Here is a 21,481-nt window from a genome sequence, read left to right as displayed (position 1 = left end):
TTTCCGCTAGCCGTTTCTCATATTGTCCGCAAGGTGGGATCAGGACTTCGGAATGCGGAGTTTCTGGTGATTCCGCCTGCCTGGTCTTCCCTCCGCCAGGGGTTTACCCGATTCGGCGGTAGGCTGAAACTCGTCGGCGCATTCGCCGCGCGGATGCCGGTGGAATGTGCAGCTGCCCGGTGCCGACGGAATGTGCCCCCGGCTTCCGTCACCAGACTATCGGGTACCCGAGCTCGATGGGGGCGTTATCGATCACCTCGTCTGGGCATTATCGATGCTGATACGAACGGCCTGGTCCGCGGGCCGTTCAATCTAGGAAGGACGCTGGGATGGGCGAGAAGGTCGTGGCGGGAGCCTTTGACCTGTCTGATCGGCAGGCGTACCGCGACAAGCTCAACCAGTGCCTGGAGGGGTTGGGGAGGCTCCTGGCGGAGCGGAGGTTCGAGCGTCCCAGGAATCTCATGGGCCTGGAGATAGAGCTGAATCTCGTTGGCGTGGACGGCATGCCGCGGATGATGAATGCCGAGGTACTCCAGCGCATCGCGAGCAAGGATTTCCAGACCGAACTCGGGATGTTCAATCTCGAAGTAAACATCGTTCCGCACCGTCTGAGCGGCCGGGTTTTCGATCAGCTCGCCGAGGAGCTGAGAACAGGGCTCGCCTATGCGCACCGCAAGGCCGGAGAGGTCGACGCGGGGATCATGATGATCGGAATCCTGCCGACCCTGGGCCGGGAGGACGTCGTCTCGGCGAACCTTTCGCAGGTGGACCGCTATACGCTGCTCAACGATCAAATGGCGGCGGCTCGCGGCGAGGATTTCGCCCTCGATATCGAGGGCGTCGAGCGACTTGTGTTCACCTCACCGTCCATCGCTCCCGAATCGGCGTGCACCTCGGTCCAGTTGCATCTGCAGGTGACACCGGACCGCTTCGCCGACGTGTGGAACGCGGCGCAGGCCGTCGCCCCCGTGCAGATCGCACTCGGGGCCAACGCCCCCTTCCTCTTCGGCAAGGAGCTGTGGCGGGAGTCCCGTCCGCCACTGTTCCTCCAGGCCACGGACGTCCGGCCGCCGGAATTCCGTAATCAGGGGGTGCGGCCGAGGACCTGGTTCGGAGAGCGCTGGATCAGCTCCGCGTACGAACTCTTCGAGGAGAACCTCCGCTACTTCCCGCCTCTGCTGCCCATCTGCGACGACGAGGACCCGCTGCGCGTGCTCGACGAGGGCGGGGTGCCGCACCTGGCGGAGCTCGTCCTGCACAACGGGACGGTCTACCGCTGGAACCGGCCGGTCTACGGCCTGGCCGGCGGTGTTCCCCACCTGCGGGTCGAGAACCGGGTCCTGCCGGCCGGCCCCACCGTGACCGACGTGATCGCCAACGCCGCCTTCTACTACGGCCTCGTGCGCGCGCTGGCCGAGGAGCCCCGGCCGGTATGGACCAGGCTGCCGTTCGCCGCGGCCGCCGAGAACTTCGACACCGCCTGCCGCCACGGCATCGACGCCGAACTGCTCTGGCCGCGTCCCGGCCGCTCGGGCGGGGTCACCAAGGTGCCCGCCGTCAAGCTCGTACGGGACGAACTGCTGCCGCTGGCCGCCGCCGGGCTCGACGCGTGGAACATCGCGCCGGCGGACCGCGATCGCTACCTCGGCGTCATCGAGGAGCGGTGCAAGCGGCGGACGAACGGAGCCTCCTGGCAGGCCGACACGTACCACCGGGCCCTGGAGGCGGGGCTCGGACGGGACGCCGCGCTGGCCGCCACCACTCGTCGGTACGGCGAGCTGATGCAGACGGACGAGCCCGTGCACACCTGGCCGGTGGGCTTCCCGGCGCCCTGAGCGACGGGGGCCTGCGGGCACCGAAGGATGCGAGGTGGGGCGGCCGTCCGCCGCGGGCTATCCGTCCGCCGCGTGGCCGCTCTGTCCTGCCGTCATGATCGCCTGCAGGATCACGGCCTGGATCTCGGCCGGGTCGGTGACCTGGTAGCCCCCGGTCACCTCGGCGATGTCGGCCACCTCCTGGCGATCGGCGTCCGGGCCGACGGCGATCGCGATGACCGGAACGGGGCGCTGCGGGTCCGCGAGCCGTTCGAGCTGGGCGATCAGCGCGCTGCGGGAGATGCTGCGCGGGTCCTGGTTGGAGCCGTCCGTGAGGATCACCAGGGCGTTGAACTTGCCCTTCACATACGTCGCCTGAGCCTCCTTGTACGAGGCCAGCGTCGTGTCGTACAGGCCGGTCGCGCCGTTCGGTACGGGCTGGAGCGCCGCGAAGGCCGCGGCGAGCTCCTCCCGGTGGGTGCCGCCGCCCTTCGCCGGGTCGCCCAGCCGGCGCGTCGGCATCAGCTTGCGGTAGTCCTTGGTGCCGTCGAGCGTGGTCGCGAACTCCCAGAGGCCGATCTCGTCGTTGGGCGTGAACTGGGTGAGCGCCTGGATCAGGGATGCCTTCGTGACATCCATCCGTGACTGGCCACGGCCCGGAACCAGGGTGGCCATGGAACCGGACGCGTCGACGACCGTGGTCAGCCGGGCGCTCTGCACGGTGATCGTCCACATGCCGAGCGTCTCCTGGAGCGCTGCCGCCGACGGAGCAGTGGCTGCCGCAGTGGCGTACGGCTGGGGCGCTCTGCCGCCCGCCGACGCGACGACCGAGGTGCCGGCGGTGCCGTCGGGGGCACGGAAACCGCGCTGCGCCAGCATGCGCTGGGAGCCCTCGCTCTTGAGCAGGGTCATGAACCGCAGGGCCGCCCGGCTCTCGGCGGTGGTCAGTTCCGGCTCGTCGACCAGGGCGTACGGGTAGGTGAGCAGCGGGGTGCCGTCCTTCGGATAGAAGAGGTCGAGCCTTCCGCCGCCGGTCGAATCCGCGTTGTGCGCGAAGGCGGCCTGCTCCGAGAGCAGTACCGCCTGGTTGTGTCCGGGGTTGCCTTCCTCGGCGCCCGACCTGTCGTGGGCCAGCGTTTCCAGCACGTGGGCGTCACTGTCCGACACCCGCTGCGCCAGTACCTTCGCCGTCTCGGCGACCCGGGTGTCACTGTCTGCGCCCTGCGCGCCGGACGAGGCCCCGATACTGGCGAGCGCCAGCAGACCGGTGGCGCTGCGCGCGGGGTCGGCGGCGCCGAGGCGCACCTTGCCCGAGCGCATGGCGGAAGCGATCAACTCGGCCCAGGAGTACGTCTCTTCGGGCCAGCCGAGAGACTTGGACGCGGACGGCACCACGGCCAGGGCGACGGGGGAGGAGGCCACGGAGTCACCCGGGGCGACCGGGACGCCGTCGCCGTTCCCCATGGCCCGGTCCAGCCAGAGGTCGGAATCCGGCAGCCAGACCTGGTAGTCCGGGGCCCTGTCGCCCCTGGCCAGCGCGTCCGCGACCTTGTAGGAGTCGCGGGCCACCACCTCGACGTACAGGCAGTGGCCGTCCGACCGCACCTCGTCCTCGCGCGCCCGGTCGGCGACGGCGCGCACGGCGGGGGCGATGTCGGGAGAGGCGGCCAGGGTCAGCCGTACCGCCGTGTCCTCGCAGGACTCGGAGAGGGACAGCAGACCGCCCTGCGCGGCGACCGCCGTCCCCGCCGCCACGGCGAGCACGAGCCCGGTGGCGATGGCGACGGTGCGCCGGCGCCGGGCAGGGGCGTCCCCGGCGCCGTGCGGCGCGTAGTCGTCGGGCAAGCTGTGACGTCCCATGTCGGTGGTGCCCCTCCTTGAGGATGAACAAGGAAAAGGGGGACCACACCATCACCAATGGTGGTCGTCCCCCGACCGGTCGCGCATGATCTTCGTACCTGCATTCGAGACCCTAGCGGGGCGGTGGGTGGCATGAGACGGGAATGCACAACTAAAGGCAGGTGTACAGGTGGAGGCGGGGCGTGTGGCTGATATTTACCCCCAAGAAGGCGTGCCGCGAAGGATCTTGCGGTCCGAGACGGTGCTTGTCCTGGCTCTCTCGCTCGGCGCCAGCGGGGTGTCCGCCCTCATCAGCTTTGTCGGATCGCTGACGAAGCCGGGGGGACTGAAGGACCAGGCGGCCACGCTGAACGGTTCGTACGCGCCGGGGCGGCCATGGCTGGATCTCGCCTGGCAACTGTTCGGTATCACCACGGCCCTGGTGCCCGTGGCCCTGGTGGCGCATCTGCTGATCAGAGAGGGGGCGAGCCTGCGGGCGATCGGCTTCGACCGGACGAGGCCCGGATCCGACCTCGGCCGCGGCACGCTGATCGCCGCGGGTATCGGCAGCGCCGGGCTCGCCTTCTATCTGGCGGCACGGGCCACCGGATTCAATCTGACCGTGGTGCCGGAGTCGCTGCCGGACGTGTGGTGGAAGTTCCCCGTACTGATTCTCTCCGCGCTCCAGAACTCCGTGCTGGAGGAGGTGATCGTCGTCGGCTACCTGCTCCGCAGGCTGGGGCAGTTGGGCTGGACGCCGATGGCCGCGCTGGTGGCGAGTTCGGTACTGCGCGGGTCGTACCACCTGTACCAGGGCATCGGCGGTTTCGTCGGGAACCTGGTGATGGGTGTGGTCTTCGTGCTGCTGTACCGGCGGTGGGGGCGGGTCGGACCGCTGGTGGTCGCGCATGCGCTGCTGGATATCGGCGCGTTCGTGGGGTACGCGCTGCTCGCCGGGAAGGTGGGCTGGCTGCCCACGCCGTGAGGGCCTGCCGGGGAAGGGGCGTACGGCGGCGTCGTACGCCCCTTCGGAGTGTCAGGGCGCGGTGAGCAGTTCGCCGTCGATGACGGTGACGGCGTTACCGGTCAGCAGGGTGCGGTCGCCGCGCAGGGACGTGCGGACGCGGCCGGCCCGGGCCGAGCACTGGAGGCCGGTGAGCTCGTCCCGGCCCAGCCTCGCCGACCAGAACGGGGCGAGGGCGGTGTGCGCGCTGCCGGTCACTGGGTCCTCGTCGATGCCGATCCGGGGGAAGAAGCCGCGCGAGACGAAGTCGTAGCCGCGCGAGGGGTCCTCGGCCACCGCGGTGGCGATGATGCCGCGCCGTGAGCAGGCGGCGAGCCCGGGGAAGTCGGGCGTCAACGCGCGTACGGTCGCTTCGTCCGCGAACTCGATCAGCAGATCACCGATGTGCGCCCCGGTGTCGAGGACGGTGACGGGTGCGGCCCCGAGGGCCTCCGCCAGCCCGGGCGGTGCGGTGGCAGGAGCCAGCGGGGCGGTCGGGAAGTCGAGGGTCAGCGTGCCGTCCGGGCGGGCGGTGGCCGTGAGGATCCCGCAGCGCGCCGCGAAGCGCACCTCTCCGCTCGCGATGCCCGTGGTGTGCAGGACGTGCGCGGTGGCGAGTGTGGCATGCCCGCACATGTCCACCTCGGTGACCGGGGTGAACCAGCGCAGCGCCCAGTCGGCCTCTCCGCCCGGCGGCAGCGGGTGGGCGAACGCGGTCTCGGCGAGGTTGACCTCGGCGGCGACCTTCTGGAGCCAGGTGTCCTCGGGGAAGCCGCCGGAATCCAGGAGCAGGACTCCGGCGGGGTTGCCGGCGAAGGGGCGGTCGGTGAACGCGTCGACGATGCGAATCCTCATGGCCCGACCGTAGGCCCGGTGGAAAGCCGCAGGCCAAGGCCAATCCACGGCAACTGGACCTGAAGGGTTGACGGGGGTGCGGTGGGGACTCCTGCCCGTGCGTGCGACCAGGCCGCGTTGACGGTTCCATGGGGTGTGTGCTGGGGCCGGCGGTCCGAGGCGGCTGAGCCTGTACGCGAGTTCAGCTGGCACAAGGAGGCTCGGGGGTTCGCAGGCTGGTACTACTCCGTGACCTGCGGGAGCACGTGGGGTACGAGTCGTGGCTGGAGCGGGCCCGGCTGGTCCGGTTCGCAGGCTGCGGACGCATATGAGGCTGCAGGTCAGTTCGAGCAGGAGCCGGGTGACGTGATTGCCGGTTGTCGCCAGGGAGGGTGACGGCGCGCGGGGTTCCATGTCAGTCGACGACCGGGGGCGCTTGGAGCCGGGGCGGGCCCGTTCGACGGGTGGGGGGGGCCGACGTGGTCCCTCCTTGGGGGCGCTGCGGGAGGATCCCCCGCCATCCCCACTCGGCCTTACGATCAGGCGCATGTCGATCACCTCGCCTATACCGGTCCTGCGCTCATCCAATGGCGACCTGCTCCGATTCGACGGTGACGAGCTGGTGTTGCGCCGGAAGACCGAGGAGGTCCGGATTCCTCTCTTGGCGATTGGTCACATCCGTTCCCAGGGACGTGCCTTGGCTGTCGAACTCACCGGTCCGTCCGGGACGGTGCCTGCCGTGCACCGTGTGGACGACGTGAGTGAGGCTGCCGCCAACCTGTTCGCCGACGCCGTCACCGCGCTCCTGCCTGAGCGTTCCGAGGGCGCCGACGGCTCGAGACTCGTGACCACCCGGGCGTTGACCGAGTCCCAACAAGAGAGGGACAAGCGAAGGCGCAGGATGTGGGGGACCGCTGTCGTCTTCGTATGTGCCGGTCTCGCCGTGGCCGTCGCGGCCCGCGGAGTCTGGGCGTTCGCGATCACAATCATGCTGCTTGGTCCCGTTGGTGCGTGGCTCACCGCAGTCGGTGCCGACATGGTGCGGCTGCGGTACCGCTCCTGGTACCTGCGCCGCCACGGCGTCACGGTGGAGGCGAGGAGAGTCGGGGAAACGCGCATTCTGGGCGGCGCGTTCGGGACGTTTGTGTACACCGACATGCACGGAGTGGACCGTAGCGTGTACGTCAAGAGCCGATCCGCGACGGTCCAGGTCGCCTATCACCCGAGCAAGCCAGGCACCGTGGCCGAATACGGCACGCGTTCCAGCCGCGCGGGCGACACCGTCGCCGCCCTGATCTTCCTTGTCCTCGGGCTCACCATCGACGCGGCGGTCATCACCGTAGCGATCGGTTCCTTCCAGGGCATGGACACCGGCTACTGAGACGGTGCAGAGAGAAGCATGGTTTCTTGCTCCACGAGTCCTTGAGTGATCGTCTCAGCATGAGGTGTGCTCCGGGACTCGTGTTCAGTGATCTCGCAAGGTTCCAGGCGTGCCCGATCTTGTTCCTGATGATGAAGGGGAGCGGGTGGCTCCGATGCTGCCGCCCATTCCCGAGCGGCGCCGTCGCTATCCGGGCGGCTGTGTGTTCCTGACCGGGCGGCACTTGGCGACATGTTGTACGTGTTGCGGACCGGTGTCGCGTGGCGCGATGCGCCGAGACCGTGGGGTGTTCTGGCGTGACGGCCTGGCGTCGCCCACTGGTCCGGACTGGGCAAGGTGCGCTGGGTGGTCGAGCGCGCATCCGCCTGGCCGCATCAGTTCAAACGGCTGAGCCATCGCCGTATTTCAGGGGGATACCCGCGCCGCTCTGCCAGCGGCAGAACAGCGGCCGGACCGGGCTCGGCGATCACTACAGTCCAGCCTCATGACGACGACGATGACGACGCGTACGGTCGAGTACCCGGCCGACGGTTTGACGATGATCGGGCACCTCGCGCTCCCTGCCGGTGTCGGCCGCCGGCCCGCGGTGCTGCTCGGACCAGAGGGCATGGGGCTCAGCGACGTCGAGCGCCGCCGGGCCGATGCTCTCGCCGAGCTGGGATATGTAGCGCTGGCCTTCGACCTTCACGGCGGGCGCTATCTGAGCGACCCCGAGGAGATGCTGGCCCGTTGCATGCCACTGCTCGCTGATCCCGACCGGATGCGGAACATCGGCCAGGCAGCGCTCGACGTGTTGCGCGCCGAACCGCGGACCGACCCCGACCGGATCGCCGCCGTCGGCTACGGCACCGGGGGCGCCGTCGGGCTGGAACTCGGGCGAGGCGGCGTCAACCTGCGCGCGATCGGGACAGTCAACGCAACTACCACGGGCCGACCGGGCGAGGCGGCGCGCATCCGCTGCCCGGTGTGGGCCGGGGTCGGGTCGGAAGACCCGATCATGCCGCCCGAGCAACGGAACGCGTTCACCGCTGAGATGCAGGCCGCGGGCGTCGACTGGCGCCTCGCGGTCTACGGCGGCGCCCTGCACGCCTTCCACCACCCGCCGGTCGATCACCCCACGGTCCCCGGCGTCGGCTACCACCCACAGCACGCGCAGCGAGCCTGGCGCGACGTAGTAGACCTGCTCGCCGAGTGCCTGCCCGTGACGGACGATCTGGGGGCATGACCCAGGCAGACACGCTGGCACCAGGCCTGGTCGGCGTCATGCCTGGGACGTGTCGACGGCCTCGCGCAGCGCCTCCACGATCTGCTCGGACCGGTCAACGCTGACGCTTGCCCAAAGCTCACCGCAAAGCCCGATGCCGGGCCACTGGTGACCTGTCTCAACGAAGATTCCGTGATTCTCAGCGAAGGTGAACGGGTGCTCGTTAGTCTCATCGAAGGTTGAGTGCCTGCTCGGCCTTCGGGGCTGGGGGTGCGGTGGGAGCGCTGTCGCGTGCGTACGGCGATGAGGCGTTAGCAGCCTTTGAGCTGGACTTTCTCAGCGATGGAGAGCGTCGCAGGCTCCCTCTGGGAGCGAGTTGGCAGGTTCCGTTCGAGGTGGCCGAACCTGTCCGGCCGTTCCGTTGGGACAAGGAAACGCCGGGCTTCGCCGGGTGGTACTACTCGGTGACCGTGCGGGATCACGTGGGGTATGAGTCGTGGCTGGAGCGAGACCGGTTGATTCTGCTCGACCGTGATCCGCAGGTGACGGCGATAGCGTCGCAGCCTTTCTGGCTGCACTGGGACGACGGCCGAAGGCGGCGTCGTCACGCTCCTGACTACTTCGTCCGGCTGGCTGCGGGGCAGGCCCGGGTCGTGGATGTTCGTGCTGAGGACGACATGGATGAGCGGACGCGGGAGGCCTTCGCAGCGACCGAGCGTGCTTGTGAGGCTGTGGGCTGGGAGTTCGAGTGGGCCGGCCGTCCTGATCCGGTGTTCATGGCCAACGTCCGGTGGCTGTCGCGGTATCGCCGGGCACGTTCCGGTCGGCCGGAGGCTGTGGCTGAGCGACTTCTGGAGGTGTTCAGCGAGCCGGGGCGCTTATGGGAGGGCAGCGGACTGGTCGGCGACCGGATCCAGGTTCTGCCGGTGCTGTTCCACCTGCTGTGGTCGGGGAAGTTGAAGGCGGATCTGTCGGGAGGGCTGTTGGAGACCGGGAGTCTGGTCTGGGTGAAGGGGCGGCAGCGATGGGCCGGTTGACGCGTCCGCCGGCTCTGGTGGTCGGTGAGAGAGTCCGATTCGACGGGCAGGTCCGGGGAGTTCTTGAGGTGACCGCCCAGGCTGTGGTCCTGGAGGACGCCGGGGGTCCGCACCGGGTGGTGGCCTTGATTGAGTTGTTCGAGGCGGAGGACTTCGAGGTCTTGTTCCGTCCGGAGCGGATGCCGCTGCCTGCCTTTTCCGTTCTGGAGGCGCTCCCGGCGGCAGCGGTCACACAGGCACTGTGGTGGGAGAGCCACATCCTGGAAGTGGTGCACGGACTGCCGCCGGACGCGGAGCCCGGGACGGAACCGCGCGAGGAGTACGGGCCGGGCACGTCGCTGACCGCGCGGGAGAAGGCTAAGGCCGCGGAACTTTCGAGGTCTGGGCACTCGGTGACGGCCAGCACGGTCGCCCGGCTGCGTCGCCGTTATCTGAAGGACGGGGTTGCGGGGCTGGCTGATGGCCGCGCGGCCCGCAAGCGGCCGGAGTTCGGGGCGGTGGACCCCGAGGTGGTGGACGCGATGCGTCAGGCCATCAAGGAAGGCGTCGACGCCTCCACCCGGACCGCGTCCTACCTGATCTGGAGGACGAAGGAGATCCTCGAGCAGACCGAGGAAGGACAGGCGGCTGATTGGCCGTCCCGGGCCACGCTCTACCGGTTGGTGGAGAAACTGACGGCGGGCACCCACGCAACGGGCTCGGCCGTCACACGCCGGTCGAAGGCCCACACGGCGGCTGTCCCGTTCGGGGAACTGACCGTGAGTGCTCCGGGCGAGGTCATGCAGATCGACTCCACTCCGCTCGATGTGATGGTCCGCCTCGACAACGGGGTCGTCGGCAAGGTCGAACTCACGGCGATGATCGACGTCGCGACCCGGACCCCGACAGCGGTCGTTCTCCGGCCGTCGACGAAGTCGGTTGACGCCAGCGTGCTGCTGGCCAGGACCGTTACTCCGGAACTGATGCGCCCGGGCTGGGTGGACGCGCTCAAGATGTCCCGCTCCGTTCTGCCGCACCGGCGGCTGCTGACCCTGGACGAGCGCCTCGAGCACGCGGCCGCCAAGCCGGTGATCGTCCCGGAAATGATCGTCTGCGATCACGGGAAGGCGTTCATCTCACGCAACTTCCGGGCCTCCTGCCGGTTCCTGGAGATCGACTTCCAGCCGACCCACAAAGGCGCGCCCTTCGAGAAGGGCCACATCGAGAAGATGCTGGGCTCGGTCGCCACGATGTTCGCGCAGTTCCTCCCTGGCCACACCGGCCGCAACACCGACCACCGCGGTCGGCACCCGGAGAAGGAAAACCTGTGGTCACTGCCCGAATTGCAGGAACTGCTCGATGAGTGGGTCGTCGCGAGGTGGTTGAACCGCCCCCATGAAGGACTACGCGACCCCGACCACCCTGGCCGGCTGTTCACGCCGAACCAGAAGTACGCCGCGCTGATCGAGTCCTGCGGATACGTCCCGGTCGCCCTCAGCGGCCAGGACTACATCGAGCTCCTGCCCGCGGCCTGGCGGGCCGTCAACGCCTACGGCATCCGGATCAACAACCGCACCTACGACGCCCCGGAACTCGGGCCGATGCGGCGCCACCACTCAGGCGTCACCGCCAAGCGGGGTCTTTGGGAGGTCCACCGCGACCCCTACGACGTCTCCCGGGTCTGGGTATGCGACCACCGCGGAGACGGCGGATGGGTCCAGGCGACCTGGAAATACTTGAACCGGGCACCTGTCCCCTTCGGCGACCTCGCCTGGGACCACGTCAGTCACCAGCTGCCCAAGGCCACCGAGGAAGAACTCGCCGAGGCCGTGGCCGCCTTGCTGACCCGCGCACATGCCGGCCCTGCCCAAGTCGCTGAGGGAAAGAAGAGCAAGAAGAACAAGCCCTCCAAACGGGACCGGCAGGTGACCGCTCGGACCAGAGCCACGGCTCCGGCCGCGATCTCTCCGCAGCCCGAGCCGTCCCAGGAGACCGCGGGCGAGCCCGTTACTGAAGAACAGCAGGAAGACGAAGAACCGCTGGCCGAGGTGATCCCGCTTGGGCTCTTCGACCCGCTTGAGGACCCCTGGAGACGCCCGTGAACACCCCGCTGGCCGACCGGCCGGACGACTTCGGCCGCTACCTGACGGTCCTGCCCGGCTGGCGCGCGTTCGTCGCGGCCTCCCTCGGCAAGCCGATGGTCATGCTCGGCGAGGCTGAGTACGCCGCGCTGGTTCATGCGGCTGAATCCGACGCACTGGCCAAAGAGGAGAAGAACACCTACGACGAGGATCGCCTCGACCACCACGCCCGCCTGCAGGTGGTCGCCACCTCCACGGTCCGGCACACCGTCACCTGCGGCCGCCGCCTGGTCATCCTCAACCGTGGTGCGATCAGCGCCCGCCGAGGCCTGATCGTCACCGGGCCGGCCAACACCGGCAAGACGATCTCCCTGACCCAGCTCGGTCTGGCCCACGAACTCCAGGACCGCCGCCGTCACCCCGGCCAGGACGAACGCATACCGGTCATCTACATCACCGTCCCGCCCGCCGCGACACCCCGCATGATCGCAGCCGAGTTCGCCCGCTTCCTCGGCCTCCCGGTCCTGCGAAGCTCCAACATCACCGACCTCACCGAAGCCGTGGTCGGCGTCTGCACCAAGGCCCGCAGCGGCCTGGTCCTGGTCGACGAGATCCACAACATCTCCCTGGACACCCGCACGGGAGCCGAAGCGTCCGACACGCTCAAGTACTTCTCCGAGCGCATCCCCGCGACCTTCGCCTACGCGGGCATCGACATCGAGAACAGCAGCCTGCTGACCGGCACCCGCGGCGACCAGATCGCCGCCCGCTTCACCTCGGTCGCCACCCATCCCTTCCCCTACAACGCGGAATGGAAAGGGCTGGTCGCCCAGATGGAAGCCAACCTGCTGCTGCACAAACACAAACGCGGCACTATCACCCGCCTCGACCGATTCCTCCACACCCGCACCGACGGCATGATCGGCACCCTGTCCCACCAGCTCCGCGGAGCCGCCGTCGACGCCATCCTCACCGGCACCGAAAAGATCACCAAAGCCGGTCTGCTGGCCGTCGATCTGGACATCGCCTCCCGCCGCAAGCGTCCCGGAACGGACGGATGACCCCGCCGGCCTGGGACAACCTGGTTGCCGCTCTCCCTTTCAAGGTTCGTCCGCAACGAGGAGAAGGAGCTGCCTCGTTCATCACCCGCCTCGCCCAGGCGAACTACCTTCCTCCCGCCTACCTCCGGAAATACCTCGCCGAACCGCCAGTGCATCGAGGCACTCCAAGATGGCCGCGGATCGCCGCAGCCGCAGGTCGCGACCAGGCTGAGCTCCAGCAGATCCTGGACACGATCGAGTGCGAGGAGTGCGGCGCCCCGATGCGGCCGATGTCGAGCTTCGGCGCCAAACCACGGACCTGTTCAAGGGCCTGCCGCCAGAAGAGATACCGAAAGCGCATCCCTGCGGCCGACTGGCAGAAGATCCCCTGCCGCGTCTGCGGGCAGCACATGAGGCTCCGGACCGGACAACGGCGGAACATGTGTTCCTCGCACTGCCGGCGGGTCGCCTTCCAGTTCCGCCAACGCGGCGAACAACTGCCCAGGCCAGCCAGTCCCGAGGATTCCCGTGAGCCCGTGGACGAGGACGAGGACGAACTGGCCTGCATCTGCCCGGTCTGCGAGGGGCCGATGAACCGCTCGACGGCTCGAAAAGCCTGTTCAAAGCGCTGCAGCGCGAGGATCGGGCACTGGACCAGGAGTCCGCTCCCGCTGACGACATGCGGCAACTGTCAAAAGACAATGCTGCCCCGGGCGAACGATCAGACCCGCGAGTGGTGTTCGCGCGCATGCAGAGACACAGCGTTGCGCGAAAGGCGGAGACGGACGAACGCCACCGCGAGCCGGTTCGCTGTCATCGCGCAGGCAGTCACGACGGACTTCGCACTTGACGAGCACGAATCAGAATCTTTCAGTCAGACCAGCGCGACTGTCTGCCGTGGCTGCGGGCAACGCTACCGGCCCGTCAGTACCAACCCCTGGTGTTCGTTCCGCTGCCTCGACCGAGAACTGCAGAAGCGCTCGACGCAGCAGGAATGCGGAACCTGCGGGACGTCGATGGCGCACTGGGGGTCTCCACGGTCCCGGATCTGGTGCTCAAGATCCTGCCGCAACAGAACCAGCTACTGGCGGGCGGAACTTCGCACCCGGGCAGCCCTGGCCCTCAGCCTCCGCGAACGCGATCAGAACCAGAAGGCGACCAGCCTCACCGGAGGGACGGAAGCTGTCAGCCTGCCGACCTGCCAAGGCTGCGGCCGGGGCTATCTGCCACTCAACACTAATCCCTGGTGCTCAACCGACTGCCTCGACCAAAGCACCCTCCAGCACCTTGAGCAGCGGGAATGCGGGGCCTGCGGCAGGTCCATGGCCCACAAGAAGCCATCCCCGGCGATCCGCAAGTGGTGTTCGGCCGCCTGCCGCCAGCGTGTCCTCCGCTGGCGAACAGAATTCCGTGACCGCGAAGAGCGCCGCGTGTCACGGACTGAGGAAATCAACCTTCACTGAGACGAACCGCATAGTCATGCACCTTCGCTGAGACGGAACCGCATCGGTGCAGCTTGCCTGAGATCGGCTCAACCTTCACTGAGACAGGTCAACTGGGACCCGTGTATGCCCGACAGGGCATTGCTAAGCGACACGTACCGATATATCGTTGAAGCATCGCGACAGATCAACGATGGAAGGAGCGTAGCGATGCGTTCACATGGACACGGCAATGAGCACGGACATGGACACTGCGGGCCCGGTCATCGCGGTCAGGGCGAGTTCGAGGAGCGGAGAGCGGCCTTCGGTCCGTTCGGCCCGCCCTTCGGTGGTGGGCCTTTCGGCGGCGGTCGCGGACGGGGTGGCGGCAGGGGGAGGGCGCGGCGCGGTGATGTGCGCGCGTCGATTCTCACGCTGCTCAAGGACCGGCCGATGCACGGTTACGAGATGATTCAGGAGATCGGCGAACGGAGCGGCGGGGCCTGGCGGCCCAGTCCGGGTTCGGTCTATCCGACCCTTCAGCTGCTGGAGGACGAGGGCCTGATCGCCAGCGAGAGCGAGGGCGGCAAGAAGCTGTTCGCGCTCACCGACGCCGGGCGCACCGAGGCCGAATCCGGCCCCGACGCCCCGTGGGAAGAGGCCGGGCGTGGCGTCGACTGGGAGAGCGTCAACGAGATCCGGCAGGCCGGCTTCGGCCTGATGGAGGCGTACGGCCAGGTCTGGAAGACCGGCTCCGCCGAGCAGCGGCAGAAGGCGCTCGCCGTCATCAACGATGCCCGTAAGAAGCTCTATCTGATTCTGGCCGACGAGGACTGACCACGTCGTCCCCGCGTCGGCCGTGAGGGGCTCCGCAGCCGGTAGCCGCGGGGCCCTTCGCGGATTCCGGGCCCTCGGGTGCGGCAGCGGTCACGCGGTGACCAGGCCGCCCAGCTTGCGCAGCGATTCGTGCAGGGCCGATGTGGCCGAATCCTTCAGCTTGCCCGCCATGAGGGAGACCGTGGCGCCGGTGAACTCCCCGTCGATCCGTACGGTGGTGGCGTCCCCGTCGGGGGTCAGCGCGTAGCGCATGGTCAGGTTGACGCCCATCGGGCCCTTGCCGGTGGTCGTCAGCAGCCGCCCGGCCTCCAGCTCCGAGACCGTCCAGGTCACCTCGGCCGGGAAGCCCATCAGCTTCATGTTCTCCTCGTAGGTGGCCGCGAGCTCCAGGGAGTCCGGCGCGCCCTTGGGGAAGCCGGTGTGGGTGGCGTTCCACTCGCCGTACGCGGAGAAGTCCGTCAGCTGCGCCCAGACCTTCTCGGCCGGCGCTTCGATGCGTGCGTCCGCGCTGACTTCGGCCATGCGACCACCCCTTGCTCGTCGGGTTACGGTGTCGCGGAACGTAGTGGCAGCGGCGGCAACATTCAATACTGATGACCCGTCAGATCTCTTGGGTCTGGCGGCTCGACCAGATCACGGCGGAATCGAACCAGTCCGACGCGCGGGGGTGCGGACCCTCGTCGTGGCAGTGGAACGCGGCCCAGAACAGATCGGCGGCGAGCGCGTCGGCCGGGGCGTAGACCCGGTAGACGTACTGCTGCCCGTCGACCGCCAGCAGGGCGACCATCCAGAACATCTCCGCCCCCTCCCTCCGGCCTCGTTGTCGGGCTATGGCCTGAGGGACGTACGCAGCGTGGCTGTCGGTTGCTCCGGGAGCGCGAGGCAAGGCGGCGCGCGCCGTTTCTCCTGATCGGTGCAGGGCGGCCGTCAGATCTCATCCGGAAGGATGAGGAACCGTGCTCGTGTGCCCAACTTGGGTGGGATGTGTAAATGGGTCCCTCCGGGGATGTGTTCAGGCCACGGGACTGATGGGGTGAGAGGTGTGCAAAACCGGACGCCGCGGATACCCGAACAGCCCGCACCGACCCGTGCCGAGCTCGACGCCGGCTTCACCGGGGAACTGACCTCGGTCGTGACTGGTGCGCGCAGACGGGCCCTGCGGGACGGGGACCGCCACATCGACACCGCCCACCTGCTGCACTCGCTCATCGAGACGGACCCCGAGGTGCGTGCGGCCTTCGACGGCGCTCCGCGGCTCGCGAAGGTGCTCGGCTATCTCGTGCAGCGCAGTATCGGCTACGGGCTCCGCTGGCACGGGGCGGTCGAGAACTCGGGTGCGGTCCCCCTGGTGTGTGACGCCCACGTGGACGGCTGGTCGCCCTCCGCCGTGGCCGCCATGGAAAGGGCGAGGGCGCGTGCCGGGCGGCGTGGGGAGAGCCGGGCCGGCGGTCTGGATCTGCTCGCCGCACTCGCCGCGGACCCCGAGTGCAGGGCGGTCGAAGTGCTCGGCCGGGCGGGCGTCGACGCCGCGTGGCTGGCGGACCGTACGGCTGACCGGACAGCGGAGGCGTCCGGCCGGGCGTGACAGTCGTGACAGGGGTGACGGTGCTGATCGCACCTGTCATGATGTGCCGATGTACGCGTCTCAGGGGAGAAGCGCCGGCCTGGGACTAGCCCTGGCATCGGCGTTCGCATTCGGTGGGTCCGGAGTGGCGGCCAAGCCGCTGATCGAGGCGGGGCTCGACCCGCTGCATGTGGTGTGGCTGCGGGTGGCGGGTGCCGCGCTCGTCATGCTGCCGGTCGCCTGGCGCCACCGGAACCTGGTCCGTGAGCGGCCCGCGCTGCTGGCCGGTTTCGGGCTGTTCGCCGTCGCGGGCGTGCAGGCGTGCTACTTCGCCGCCATCTCCCGTATCCCCGTGGGTGTCGCCCTCCTCGTCGAGTATCTGGCGCCCGCACTCGTCCTCGGCTGGGTCCGGTTCGTGCAGCGCCGGCCGGTCACCCGTGCCGCGGCCGTAGGGGTGGCCCTCGCGGTCGGCGGACTCGCCTGTGTCGTCGAGGTGTGGGCGGGGCTGAGCTTCGATGCCGTCGGGCTGCTTCTCGCACTCGGCGCCGCCTGCTGCCAGGTCGGCTACTTCGTCCTCTCCGACCAGGGCGGCCAGGACAGCGAAGGCGGTCCCGGGAAGCACGCCGAGCCCCCGCACCCGGTCGGCGTGATCGCGTACGGACTGCTCATCGGTGCCGCGGTCCTCACTGTGGTCGCCCGGCCATGGGGCATGGACTGGTCGGTGCTCGGCGCCAGTGCCGGCATGGACGGGGCCGACGTCCCCGCATGGCTGCTGCTCGTCTGGATCGTGCTGCTCGCGACCGTCGTCGCCTACGTCACCGGGGTCATCTCGGTGCGGCTGCTCTCCCCACAGGTGGCGGGCGTCGTCGCCTGTCTGGAAGCGGTCATCGCGACCGTACTCGCCTGGGTGCTGCTCGGCGAGCACCTGTCGGCGCCCCAGCTCATCGGCGGCAGCGTGGTGCTGATCGGTGCCTTCATCGCTCAGTCCTCCGCGCCGAAACCGCCGTCGGGGCCGGTGGCCTCGGGACCCGGCGCGCCCGCCGCGGAGCAGGGGGGCGGGGAGTCCCGGGGGGAGTTGTCCGCCCGCCGCACCTCGCCGTAGGGTGACGATCATGCATCTCACCGTGCTTCCGCCGCCTGCCCTCTAGCGCGGGCGGCACCTCCAGACGAAGACCGGGCTCGGGCAGTCCCCGAGCGGTTCGTCGCTGCCCGCGTGCGGAGCCGAGCGACCACCCTCCCGTCATTCTGTTTGGAGAAGCACGTGTCCGACCCCACGTCCGGCCTGCCCGTCGGCCGGAGCATCATCTATCTGATCGTCGCAGGAGTCGCCTGGGGAACGGCGGGGGCCGCCGCCTCCCTGATCTTCCGGGCCAGCGATCTCGGCCCGCTCGCGCTGTCGTTCTGGCGCTGCGTCGGCGGTCTCGTCCTGCTGGCCGGAGCCCTCGCGCTGAGGCCCCGGCGGCGCTCCCTCACGCCGGCCGAGTCCCGCCGTCGCCGGTTGCTCCGCATCCTGGGCACGGGCTTCGGACTCACCCTCTTCCAGAGCGCCTACTTCGCGGCCGTGGAACTGACCGGTCTCGCCGTCGGAACCGTGGTCACGCTCGGCGCCGGGCCCGTCCTCATCGCGGTGGGCGCACGGCTGACCATGGGTGAACGGCTCGGACGCGGCGGGACGGCGGCCGCGGCCGGCGCGCTCACCGGGCTCGTCGTCCTGGTGCTCGGGGGTGAAGGGGCTGAGGTCGAGCCGCTCGGAATCGCTCTCGCCCTGCTCTCGGCCTCGGGCTACGCGGCCCTCACCCTGCTGACCCGGTGGCTGGGCCGCGACGGCCGCGGCGGCGACGCGCTGGCCACCAGCGCCTGGGCCTTCGGAATCGGCGCCGTGGGGCTGCTGCCCATGGCGGCCGCGGAAGGGCTCGTACCGCACACCTCCGACACCGCCCATGTGGTGTGGCTGCTGGTGTACGTGGCCGCCGTGCCGACGGCGCTCGCCTATGCGCTGTACTTCGCGGGAGCGGCGGCCGTACGGTCCGCGACCGTGTCCGTGATCATGCTTCTGGAGCCGGTGAGCGCGGCGGTGATCGCCGTGACCGTGCTGCGTGAACAGCTCACGGCCGCCACGGTCGTCGGCACACTGCTGCTGCTCGTCGCGGTGGCGGGCCTCGCCGTCGCCGAGGCACGCGGAGCGGCCGTCGCGCGCCGGGAGGCGGTGCTCGTCTGATCCGCCTCCGTGGGACGGACCCGCTCCCCTGTGGCGGGTCCGTCCCACGGACGCCGTTCAGAGCGACGTCAGATACTCCGGCACCGCGATCGCCGGGTCCAGATCGTCGGCGGGGACCGGCGCGGCATGTCCGCGGGTGAGCGGGACGACGCCGGCCCAGTACGGCAGCGAGAGGTCCTCGGGGTCGTCGTTCGGGCCGCCGGTGCGGACCTTGGCGGAGACCTCGTCGAGGTCCAGGCGGATCACGGCGGTGGCGGCGAGTTCCTTCGCGTCCGCGGGCCGCGAGTCCTGCGACCGGCCAGGGACGACCTGGTCGACGATGGCGTCGAGGGCGACCCGGCGCTCCTCGGGGTCGGTGACGGTACGGGCTGTGCCGTGGACGACCACGGAGCGGTAGTTCATCGAGTGGTGAAAGGCGGAGCGGGCCAGCACCAGACCGTCGACGTGCGTGACCGTGACGCAGACCGCGAGGCCCGGGTCCGTCCGCCCCGCCGCCAGCAGCGGCCGGGAACCCGTCGAACCATGTATGTAGAGCCGCTCGCCCACCCGGCCGAACAGCGTCGGCAGGACGACCGGGGCCCCGTCGCGTACGAAGCCGAGGTGGCAGAGGTAGGCGGCGTCGAGAACCGAATGGACCAGGTCGCGGTCGTAGGTGGCGCGTTCGCGGCCCCTGCTCGGGACCGTCCGCTCCGTGGGCTCGTAGGCGGCAGCGACGCGCGGGCCCGCGCTGTCCGGCGTGAGGGTGTCCGGCACGGCGGTGTCCGACATTGCGTTCTCCATTGCACTAGTGCATAATATCTTTTGTGCTAGGAGACTATCGGATCAGTGGGCGGCGTGCATCCGAGATCGCCGCGAGTGTGGAGCGGGCGGTCGGGAGGGGTGATCTCGCGCCCGGCCAGACCCTGCCCCCCATGCGGGAGTTGGCGACCCGTCTGGAGGTCAATCCGAATACCGTGGCCGCTGCCTACCGAACGCTGCGCGAGCGCGGGGTGATTGAGACGGCCGGGCGCCGGGGGAGCCGGGTCCGGCCACGCCCGGCGAGCACCGCGCGCGGCTCGCTGCGCGTCGAGGCGCCGCCCGGGGTACGGGACCTGGGGGAGGGGAACCCGGACCCGGACCTGCTGCCCGACCTCGGTGAGGCGCTTGCCTCGGCCGCGCGCGCGAACGCGGCGCGGCCGGTGCTGTACGGGGACGCGCCGGTGCTCCCGGAGCTGGCCGCACTCGCCCGGGCCGCGATGGACGCGGACGGGGTGTCCGCGGGGCCCGTGGTCGTGACGTCCGGGTCCCTGGACGCGATCGAGCGGGTGCTGTCGGCGCATCTGAAGCCCGGCGACGCCGTCGCCGTCGAGGACCCCGGATGGGGCAGCCTGCTCGACCTCGTACCGGCGCTGGGTCTGCACGCCGTGCCGGTCGGAGTGGACGACGAAGGGCCGCGGACCGCCGATGTGGAGCGCGCGTTGCGGGACGGCGCCCGGGCGCTGGTGGTCACCGACCGGGCGCAGAATCCGACGGGCGCCGCGGTGAGCGCCGGCCGGGCGCGCGAACTGCGGGCGGTGCTCGCGGGTCACCCCGGAGTCCTGCTGATCGAGGACGACCACGGGCACGCGATCGTCGATCTGCCCCTGCATCCGCTCACGGGGATCACGGACCGCTGGGCGTTCGTGCGGTCCGTCGCGAAGGCGTACGGGCCGGACCTGCGGCTGGCCGTGCTGACCGGGGACGCGGTCACGGTCGACCGGGTGGCGGGGCGGCAGCTGCTGGGGCCCGGCTGGGTCAGCAGACTGCTGCAACAGGTGGTGGTGCACCTGTGGACCTCGAAAGCCGTCGACTCGGCTGCTGTCGCCCGGGCCTACGCGGACCGGCGGGACGCGCTCGTACGGGCGCTGGCGGACCGCGGCGTCCCGGCGCACGGCCGGAGCGGGATGAACGTGTGGGTTCCCGTCAGCGACGAGACGGGGGCGGTGACCCGGCTGCTGCGGGCCGGCTGGGCGGTGGCGCCGGGCGCACGCTTCCGGATGTCCGCCCCCCAGGGGGTGCGGCTCACCGTGTCGGGACTGGCCGCCGCCGACATCGAGCCGCTGGCGGACGCGGTCGCCGCGGCGGCGGGCCCGGCCCGGCCGATCAGCTACGGCTGATCAGCCGTTCCCGGGCGGCGCGCCGGTCTTTCCCTTCCGCCGTGAGATGCGCTGCGCTGTTCCGGCGGAGGTGCGGGCGCGGCTCTGGGTGAGGGCGGCCCCGGCGAGGACGATCAGGGCCCCGACCGGAGTGTTCCAGCTCAACTGCTCGCCGAGCAGGGCCACTCCGGCGGCCGTGGCGATGACCGGGATGAAGTAGGTCACCATCTGCGCGGTCGTCGGCCCGATCTCCTGGACCAGTTCGTACTGGAGCAGCATCGCGAACCCCGTGCCGATCGCACCCAGGGCCAGGACGGCGAGCGTCGGCAGCAGCGGGAAGCCTTCGGGTGCGGCGGTGAAGAAGGGCGTCACCAGGGCGAGTTGCGTGGTCGCGACGATGAGCTGACTGCCCGTCAGCGCGAGAGCCGACGCATCGCTTCCCGTCAGTGTCCGGCGTACGTAGATCCAGCCGACCGGGTAGCAGAGGGAGGCGAGCAGCGCCATCGCCGTACCCGCGAAGTCCAGCCCGGAGAAGCCCTGCCAGGCGCCGAGCACCGTCAGTACGCCGATGAAGCCGAGCCCGAGGCCGGCGACGCGGCGGCGGGTCGGCCGGTCCTCGGACAGTGCGACGAGTGAGAGTGCCATGCCCCACAGCGGCGATGTGGCGTTGCAGATACCCGCCAGCGTCGAGGGAATGGTCAGTTCCGCGTAGGCGAACAGCGAGAACGGCAGCGCGTTCAGGAACAGCGCGGCGACGAACAGATGGCCCCAGGTCTTCGCCGAGCGCGGCAGCCGCTCACGGCGTACGGCCATCGCGACGGCGAGCACCGCCGCCCCCGAGAGCAGGCGGCCGAAGGAGACCTGGAGCGGGGCGTACCCGTCGGTGCCCACCTTGATGAGCAGGAAACTGAAGCCCCAGATGAGCGCGAGCGCGGCGAAGCGGATACGCCAGTCGACCGACCGGCGGCCGGGGGCGGCGGGAAGGGCCGGCGGGGGAGGGGTGTCGACGGGGGGCGGGGACCCGGGGACTGCTCGCGGGGCGGAAGGGGCGCTCATGAGCTCAAGGATGACCAGCGGGACCACGTAGGACAAGTGAGACTTTGTGAGGGTGTTCG

At 69.8% G+C, this 21,481-nt stretch carries 18 protein-coding genes; 12 read left to right on the top strand and 6 right to left on the bottom strand.

All coding sequences use genetic code 11. From position 1 onward, the window contains the following. The first annotated feature begins 329 nt into the window (after positions 1 to 329). Complete coding sequence (locus tag AC07FA_RS30595) at positions 330 to 1,835, top strand: glutamate-cysteine ligase family protein (RefSeq protein ID WP_479079556.1); 1,506 nt, start codon at positions 330 to 332, stop codon at positions 1,833 to 1,835. A gap of 57 nt (positions 1,836 to 1,892) precedes the next feature. Here AC07FA_RS30595 and AC07FA_RS30590 read toward each other — a convergent pair whose 3' ends face one another. Beyond that, positions 1,893 to 3,674 (bottom strand): substrate-binding and VWA domain-containing protein, encoded by a 1,782-nt coding sequence (locus tag AC07FA_RS30590; protein WP_479079555.1) that lies wholly within the window; start codon positions 3,672 to 3,674, stop codon positions 1,893 to 1,895. A 184-nt stretch (positions 3,675 to 3,858) separates the two neighbouring features. Here AC07FA_RS30590 and AC07FA_RS30585 point away from each other — a divergent pair, with 184 nt between their 5' ends. After that, entirely contained in the window at positions 3,859 to 4,638 is a 780-nt protein-coding gene (locus AC07FA_RS30585; RefSeq protein ID WP_479079554.1) for a CPBP family intramembrane glutamic endopeptidase, read from the top strand. A 51-nt stretch (positions 4,639 to 4,689) separates the two neighbouring features. Here AC07FA_RS30585 and AC07FA_RS30580 read toward each other — a convergent pair whose 3' ends face one another. Then, positions 4,690 to 5,511 carry a PhzF family phenazine biosynthesis protein gene (locus AC07FA_RS30580; protein WP_479079553.1) on the bottom strand — a complete coding sequence of 274 codons (822 nt, stop codon included), beginning with the start codon at positions 5,509 to 5,511 and terminating at the stop codon, positions 4,690 to 4,692. A 526-nt stretch (positions 5,512 to 6,037) separates the two neighbouring features. On the opposite strand from AC07FA_RS30580, the gene AC07FA_RS30575 reads away from it, so the two are divergent. The 6 genes from AC07FA_RS30575 to AC07FA_RS30550 all read left to right on the top strand — a co-directional run bounded on the left by AC07FA_RS30575 (position 6,038) and on the right by AC07FA_RS30550 (position 14,470). Further along, positions 6,038 to 6,871, top strand: a complete 834-nt coding sequence (locus AC07FA_RS30575) for a hypothetical protein (RefSeq protein ID WP_479079552.1) — start codon at positions 6,038 to 6,040, stop codon at positions 6,869 to 6,871. A 484-nt stretch (positions 6,872 to 7,355) separates the two neighbouring features. After that, positions 7,356 to 8,096 carry a dienelactone hydrolase family protein gene (locus tag AC07FA_RS30570; RefSeq protein WP_479079551.1) on the top strand — a complete coding sequence of 247 codons (741 nt, stop codon included), beginning with the start codon at positions 7,356 to 7,358 and terminating at the stop codon, positions 8,094 to 8,096. Positions 8,097 to 8,314: 218 nt separating this feature from the next. Then, positions 8,315 to 9,112: a TnsA-like heteromeric transposase endonuclease subunit gene (locus tag AC07FA_RS30565; RefSeq protein WP_479079550.1), complete on the top strand. Its 798-nt coding sequence runs from the start codon at positions 8,315 to 8,317 to the stop codon at positions 9,110 to 9,112. Next, on the top strand, positions 9,100 to 11,193 hold the full coding sequence (locus AC07FA_RS30560; RefSeq protein WP_479079549.1) for a Mu transposase C-terminal domain-containing protein: 2,094 nt from the start codon (positions 9,100 to 9,102) through the stop codon (positions 11,191 to 11,193). The genes AC07FA_RS30565 and AC07FA_RS30560 overlap by 13 nt, the downstream gene beginning before the upstream one ends. Further along, on the top strand, positions 11,190 to 12,233 hold the full coding sequence (locus AC07FA_RS30555) for a TniB family NTP-binding protein (RefSeq protein ID WP_479079548.1): 1,044 nt from the start codon (positions 11,190 to 11,192) through the stop codon (positions 12,231 to 12,233). Before AC07FA_RS30560 ends, AC07FA_RS30555 begins: the two co-directional genes overlap by 4 nt. A gap of 1,631 nt (positions 12,234 to 13,864) precedes the next feature. Next, complete coding sequence (locus AC07FA_RS30550) at positions 13,865 to 14,470, top strand: PadR family transcriptional regulator (protein WP_479079547.1); 606 nt, start codon at positions 13,865 to 13,867, stop codon at positions 14,468 to 14,470. Between the two features lie 90 nt (positions 14,471 to 14,560). Here the strand turns inward: AC07FA_RS30550 and AC07FA_RS30545 are convergent, their stop codons facing one another. After that, entirely contained in the window at positions 14,561 to 14,992 is a 432-nt protein-coding gene (locus tag AC07FA_RS30545; protein ID WP_479079546.1) for a type II toxin-antitoxin system Rv0910 family toxin, read from the bottom strand. 79 nt (positions 14,993 to 15,071) lie between these two features. Continuing rightward, the gene (locus AC07FA_RS30540) at positions 15,072 to 15,266 is read right to left on the bottom strand and encodes a hypothetical protein (RefSeq protein WP_479079545.1); all 195 of its coding nucleotides are present in this window, start codon (positions 15,264 to 15,266) and stop codon (positions 15,072 to 15,074) included. Between the two features lie 246 nt (positions 15,267 to 15,512). On the opposite strand from AC07FA_RS30540, the gene AC07FA_RS30535 reads away from it, so the two are divergent. The 3 genes from AC07FA_RS30535 (at position 15,513) to AC07FA_RS30525 (ending at position 18,252) form a co-directional block, all read left to right on the top strand. Then, positions 15,513 to 16,055 (top strand): peptidase, encoded by a 543-nt coding sequence (locus AC07FA_RS30535; RefSeq protein WP_479079544.1) that lies wholly within the window; start codon positions 15,513 to 15,515, stop codon positions 16,053 to 16,055. Positions 16,056 to 16,104: 49 nt separating this feature from the next. Next, positions 16,105 to 17,136, top strand: a complete 1,032-nt coding sequence (locus AC07FA_RS30530; protein ID WP_479079543.1) for an EamA family transporter — start codon at positions 16,105 to 16,107, stop codon at positions 17,134 to 17,136. 159 nt (positions 17,137 to 17,295) lie between these two features. After that, positions 17,296 to 18,252 (top strand): DMT family transporter, encoded by a 957-nt coding sequence (locus AC07FA_RS30525; RefSeq protein ID WP_479079542.1) that lies wholly within the window; start codon positions 17,296 to 17,298, stop codon positions 18,250 to 18,252. A gap of 57 nt (positions 18,253 to 18,309) precedes the next feature. Here AC07FA_RS30525 and AC07FA_RS30520 read toward each other — a convergent pair whose 3' ends face one another. Then, positions 18,310 to 19,020, bottom strand: coding sequence for a pyridoxamine 5'-phosphate oxidase family protein (locus AC07FA_RS30520; protein WP_479079541.1), 711 nt, complete (start codon positions 19,018 to 19,020; stop codon positions 18,310 to 18,312). 35 nt (positions 19,021 to 19,055) lie between these two features. Here AC07FA_RS30520 and AC07FA_RS30515 point away from each other — a divergent pair, with 35 nt between their 5' ends. Beyond that, positions 19,056 to 20,387 (top strand): aminotransferase class I/II-fold pyridoxal phosphate-dependent enzyme, encoded by a 1,332-nt coding sequence (locus AC07FA_RS30515; RefSeq protein ID WP_479079540.1) that lies wholly within the window; start codon positions 19,056 to 19,058, stop codon positions 20,385 to 20,387. Here AC07FA_RS30515 and AC07FA_RS30510 read toward each other — a convergent pair whose 3' ends face one another. Beyond that, the gene (locus AC07FA_RS30510; RefSeq protein WP_479079539.1) at positions 20,388 to 21,422 is read right to left on the bottom strand and encodes a DMT family transporter; all 1,035 of its coding nucleotides are present in this window, start codon (positions 21,420 to 21,422) and stop codon (positions 20,388 to 20,390) included. Positions 21,423 to 21,481: the final 59 nt, after the last annotated feature.

The sequence above is a fragment of the Streptomyces sp. NPDC045968 genome (genome assembly GCF_056430475.1).
Note: the sequence above shows the minus strand (reverse complement) of the source record. Positions and strands in the feature narration are given on the sequence as shown.

What these genes read in the sequence shown, in the direction of transcription:
- AC07FA_RS30520 (WP_479079541.1), bottom strand. Translation starts at nt 19,020, where the DNA reads ATGTCGGACACCGCCGTGCCGGACACCCTCACGCCGGACAGCGCGGGC.
- AC07FA_RS30545 (WP_479079546.1), bottom strand. Translation starts at nt 14,992, where the DNA reads ATGGCCGAAGTCAGCGCGGACGCACGCATCGAAGCGCCGGCCGAGAAG.
- AC07FA_RS30560 (WP_479079549.1), top strand. Translation starts at nt 9,100, where the DNA reads ATGGGCCGGTTGACGCGTCCGCCGGCTCTGGTGGTCGGTGAGAGAGTC.
- AC07FA_RS30550 (WP_479079547.1), top strand. Translation starts at nt 13,865, where the DNA reads ATGCGTTCACATGGACACGGCAATGAGCACGGACATGGACACTGCGGG.
- AC07FA_RS30530 (WP_479079543.1), top strand. Translation starts at nt 16,105, where the DNA reads ATGTACGCGTCTCAGGGGAGAAGCGCCGGCCTGGGACTAGCCCTGGCA.
- AC07FA_RS30595 (WP_479079556.1), top strand. Translation starts at nt 330, where the DNA reads ATGGGCGAGAAGGTCGTGGCGGGAGCCTTTGACCTGTCTGATCGGCAG.
- AC07FA_RS30580 (WP_479079553.1), bottom strand. Translation starts at nt 5,511, where the DNA reads ATGAGGATTCGCATCGTCGACGCGTTCACCGACCGCCCCTTCGCCGGC.
- AC07FA_RS30590 (WP_479079555.1), bottom strand. Translation starts at nt 3,674, where the DNA reads ATGGGACGTCACAGCTTGCCCGACGACTACGCGCCGCACGGCGCCGGG.
- AC07FA_RS30540 (WP_479079545.1), bottom strand. Translation starts at nt 15,266, where the DNA reads ATGTTCTGGATGGTCGCCCTGCTGGCGGTCGACGGGCAGCAGTACGTC.
- AC07FA_RS30570 (WP_479079551.1), top strand. Translation starts at nt 7,356, where the DNA reads ATGACGACGACGATGACGACGCGTACGGTCGAGTACCCGGCCGACGGT.
- AC07FA_RS30510 (WP_479079539.1), bottom strand. Translation starts at nt 21,422, where the DNA reads ATGAGCGCCCCTTCCGCCCCGCGAGCAGTCCCCGGGTCCCCGCCCCCC.
- AC07FA_RS30575 (WP_479079552.1), top strand. Translation starts at nt 6,038, where the DNA reads ATGTCGATCACCTCGCCTATACCGGTCCTGCGCTCATCCAATGGCGAC.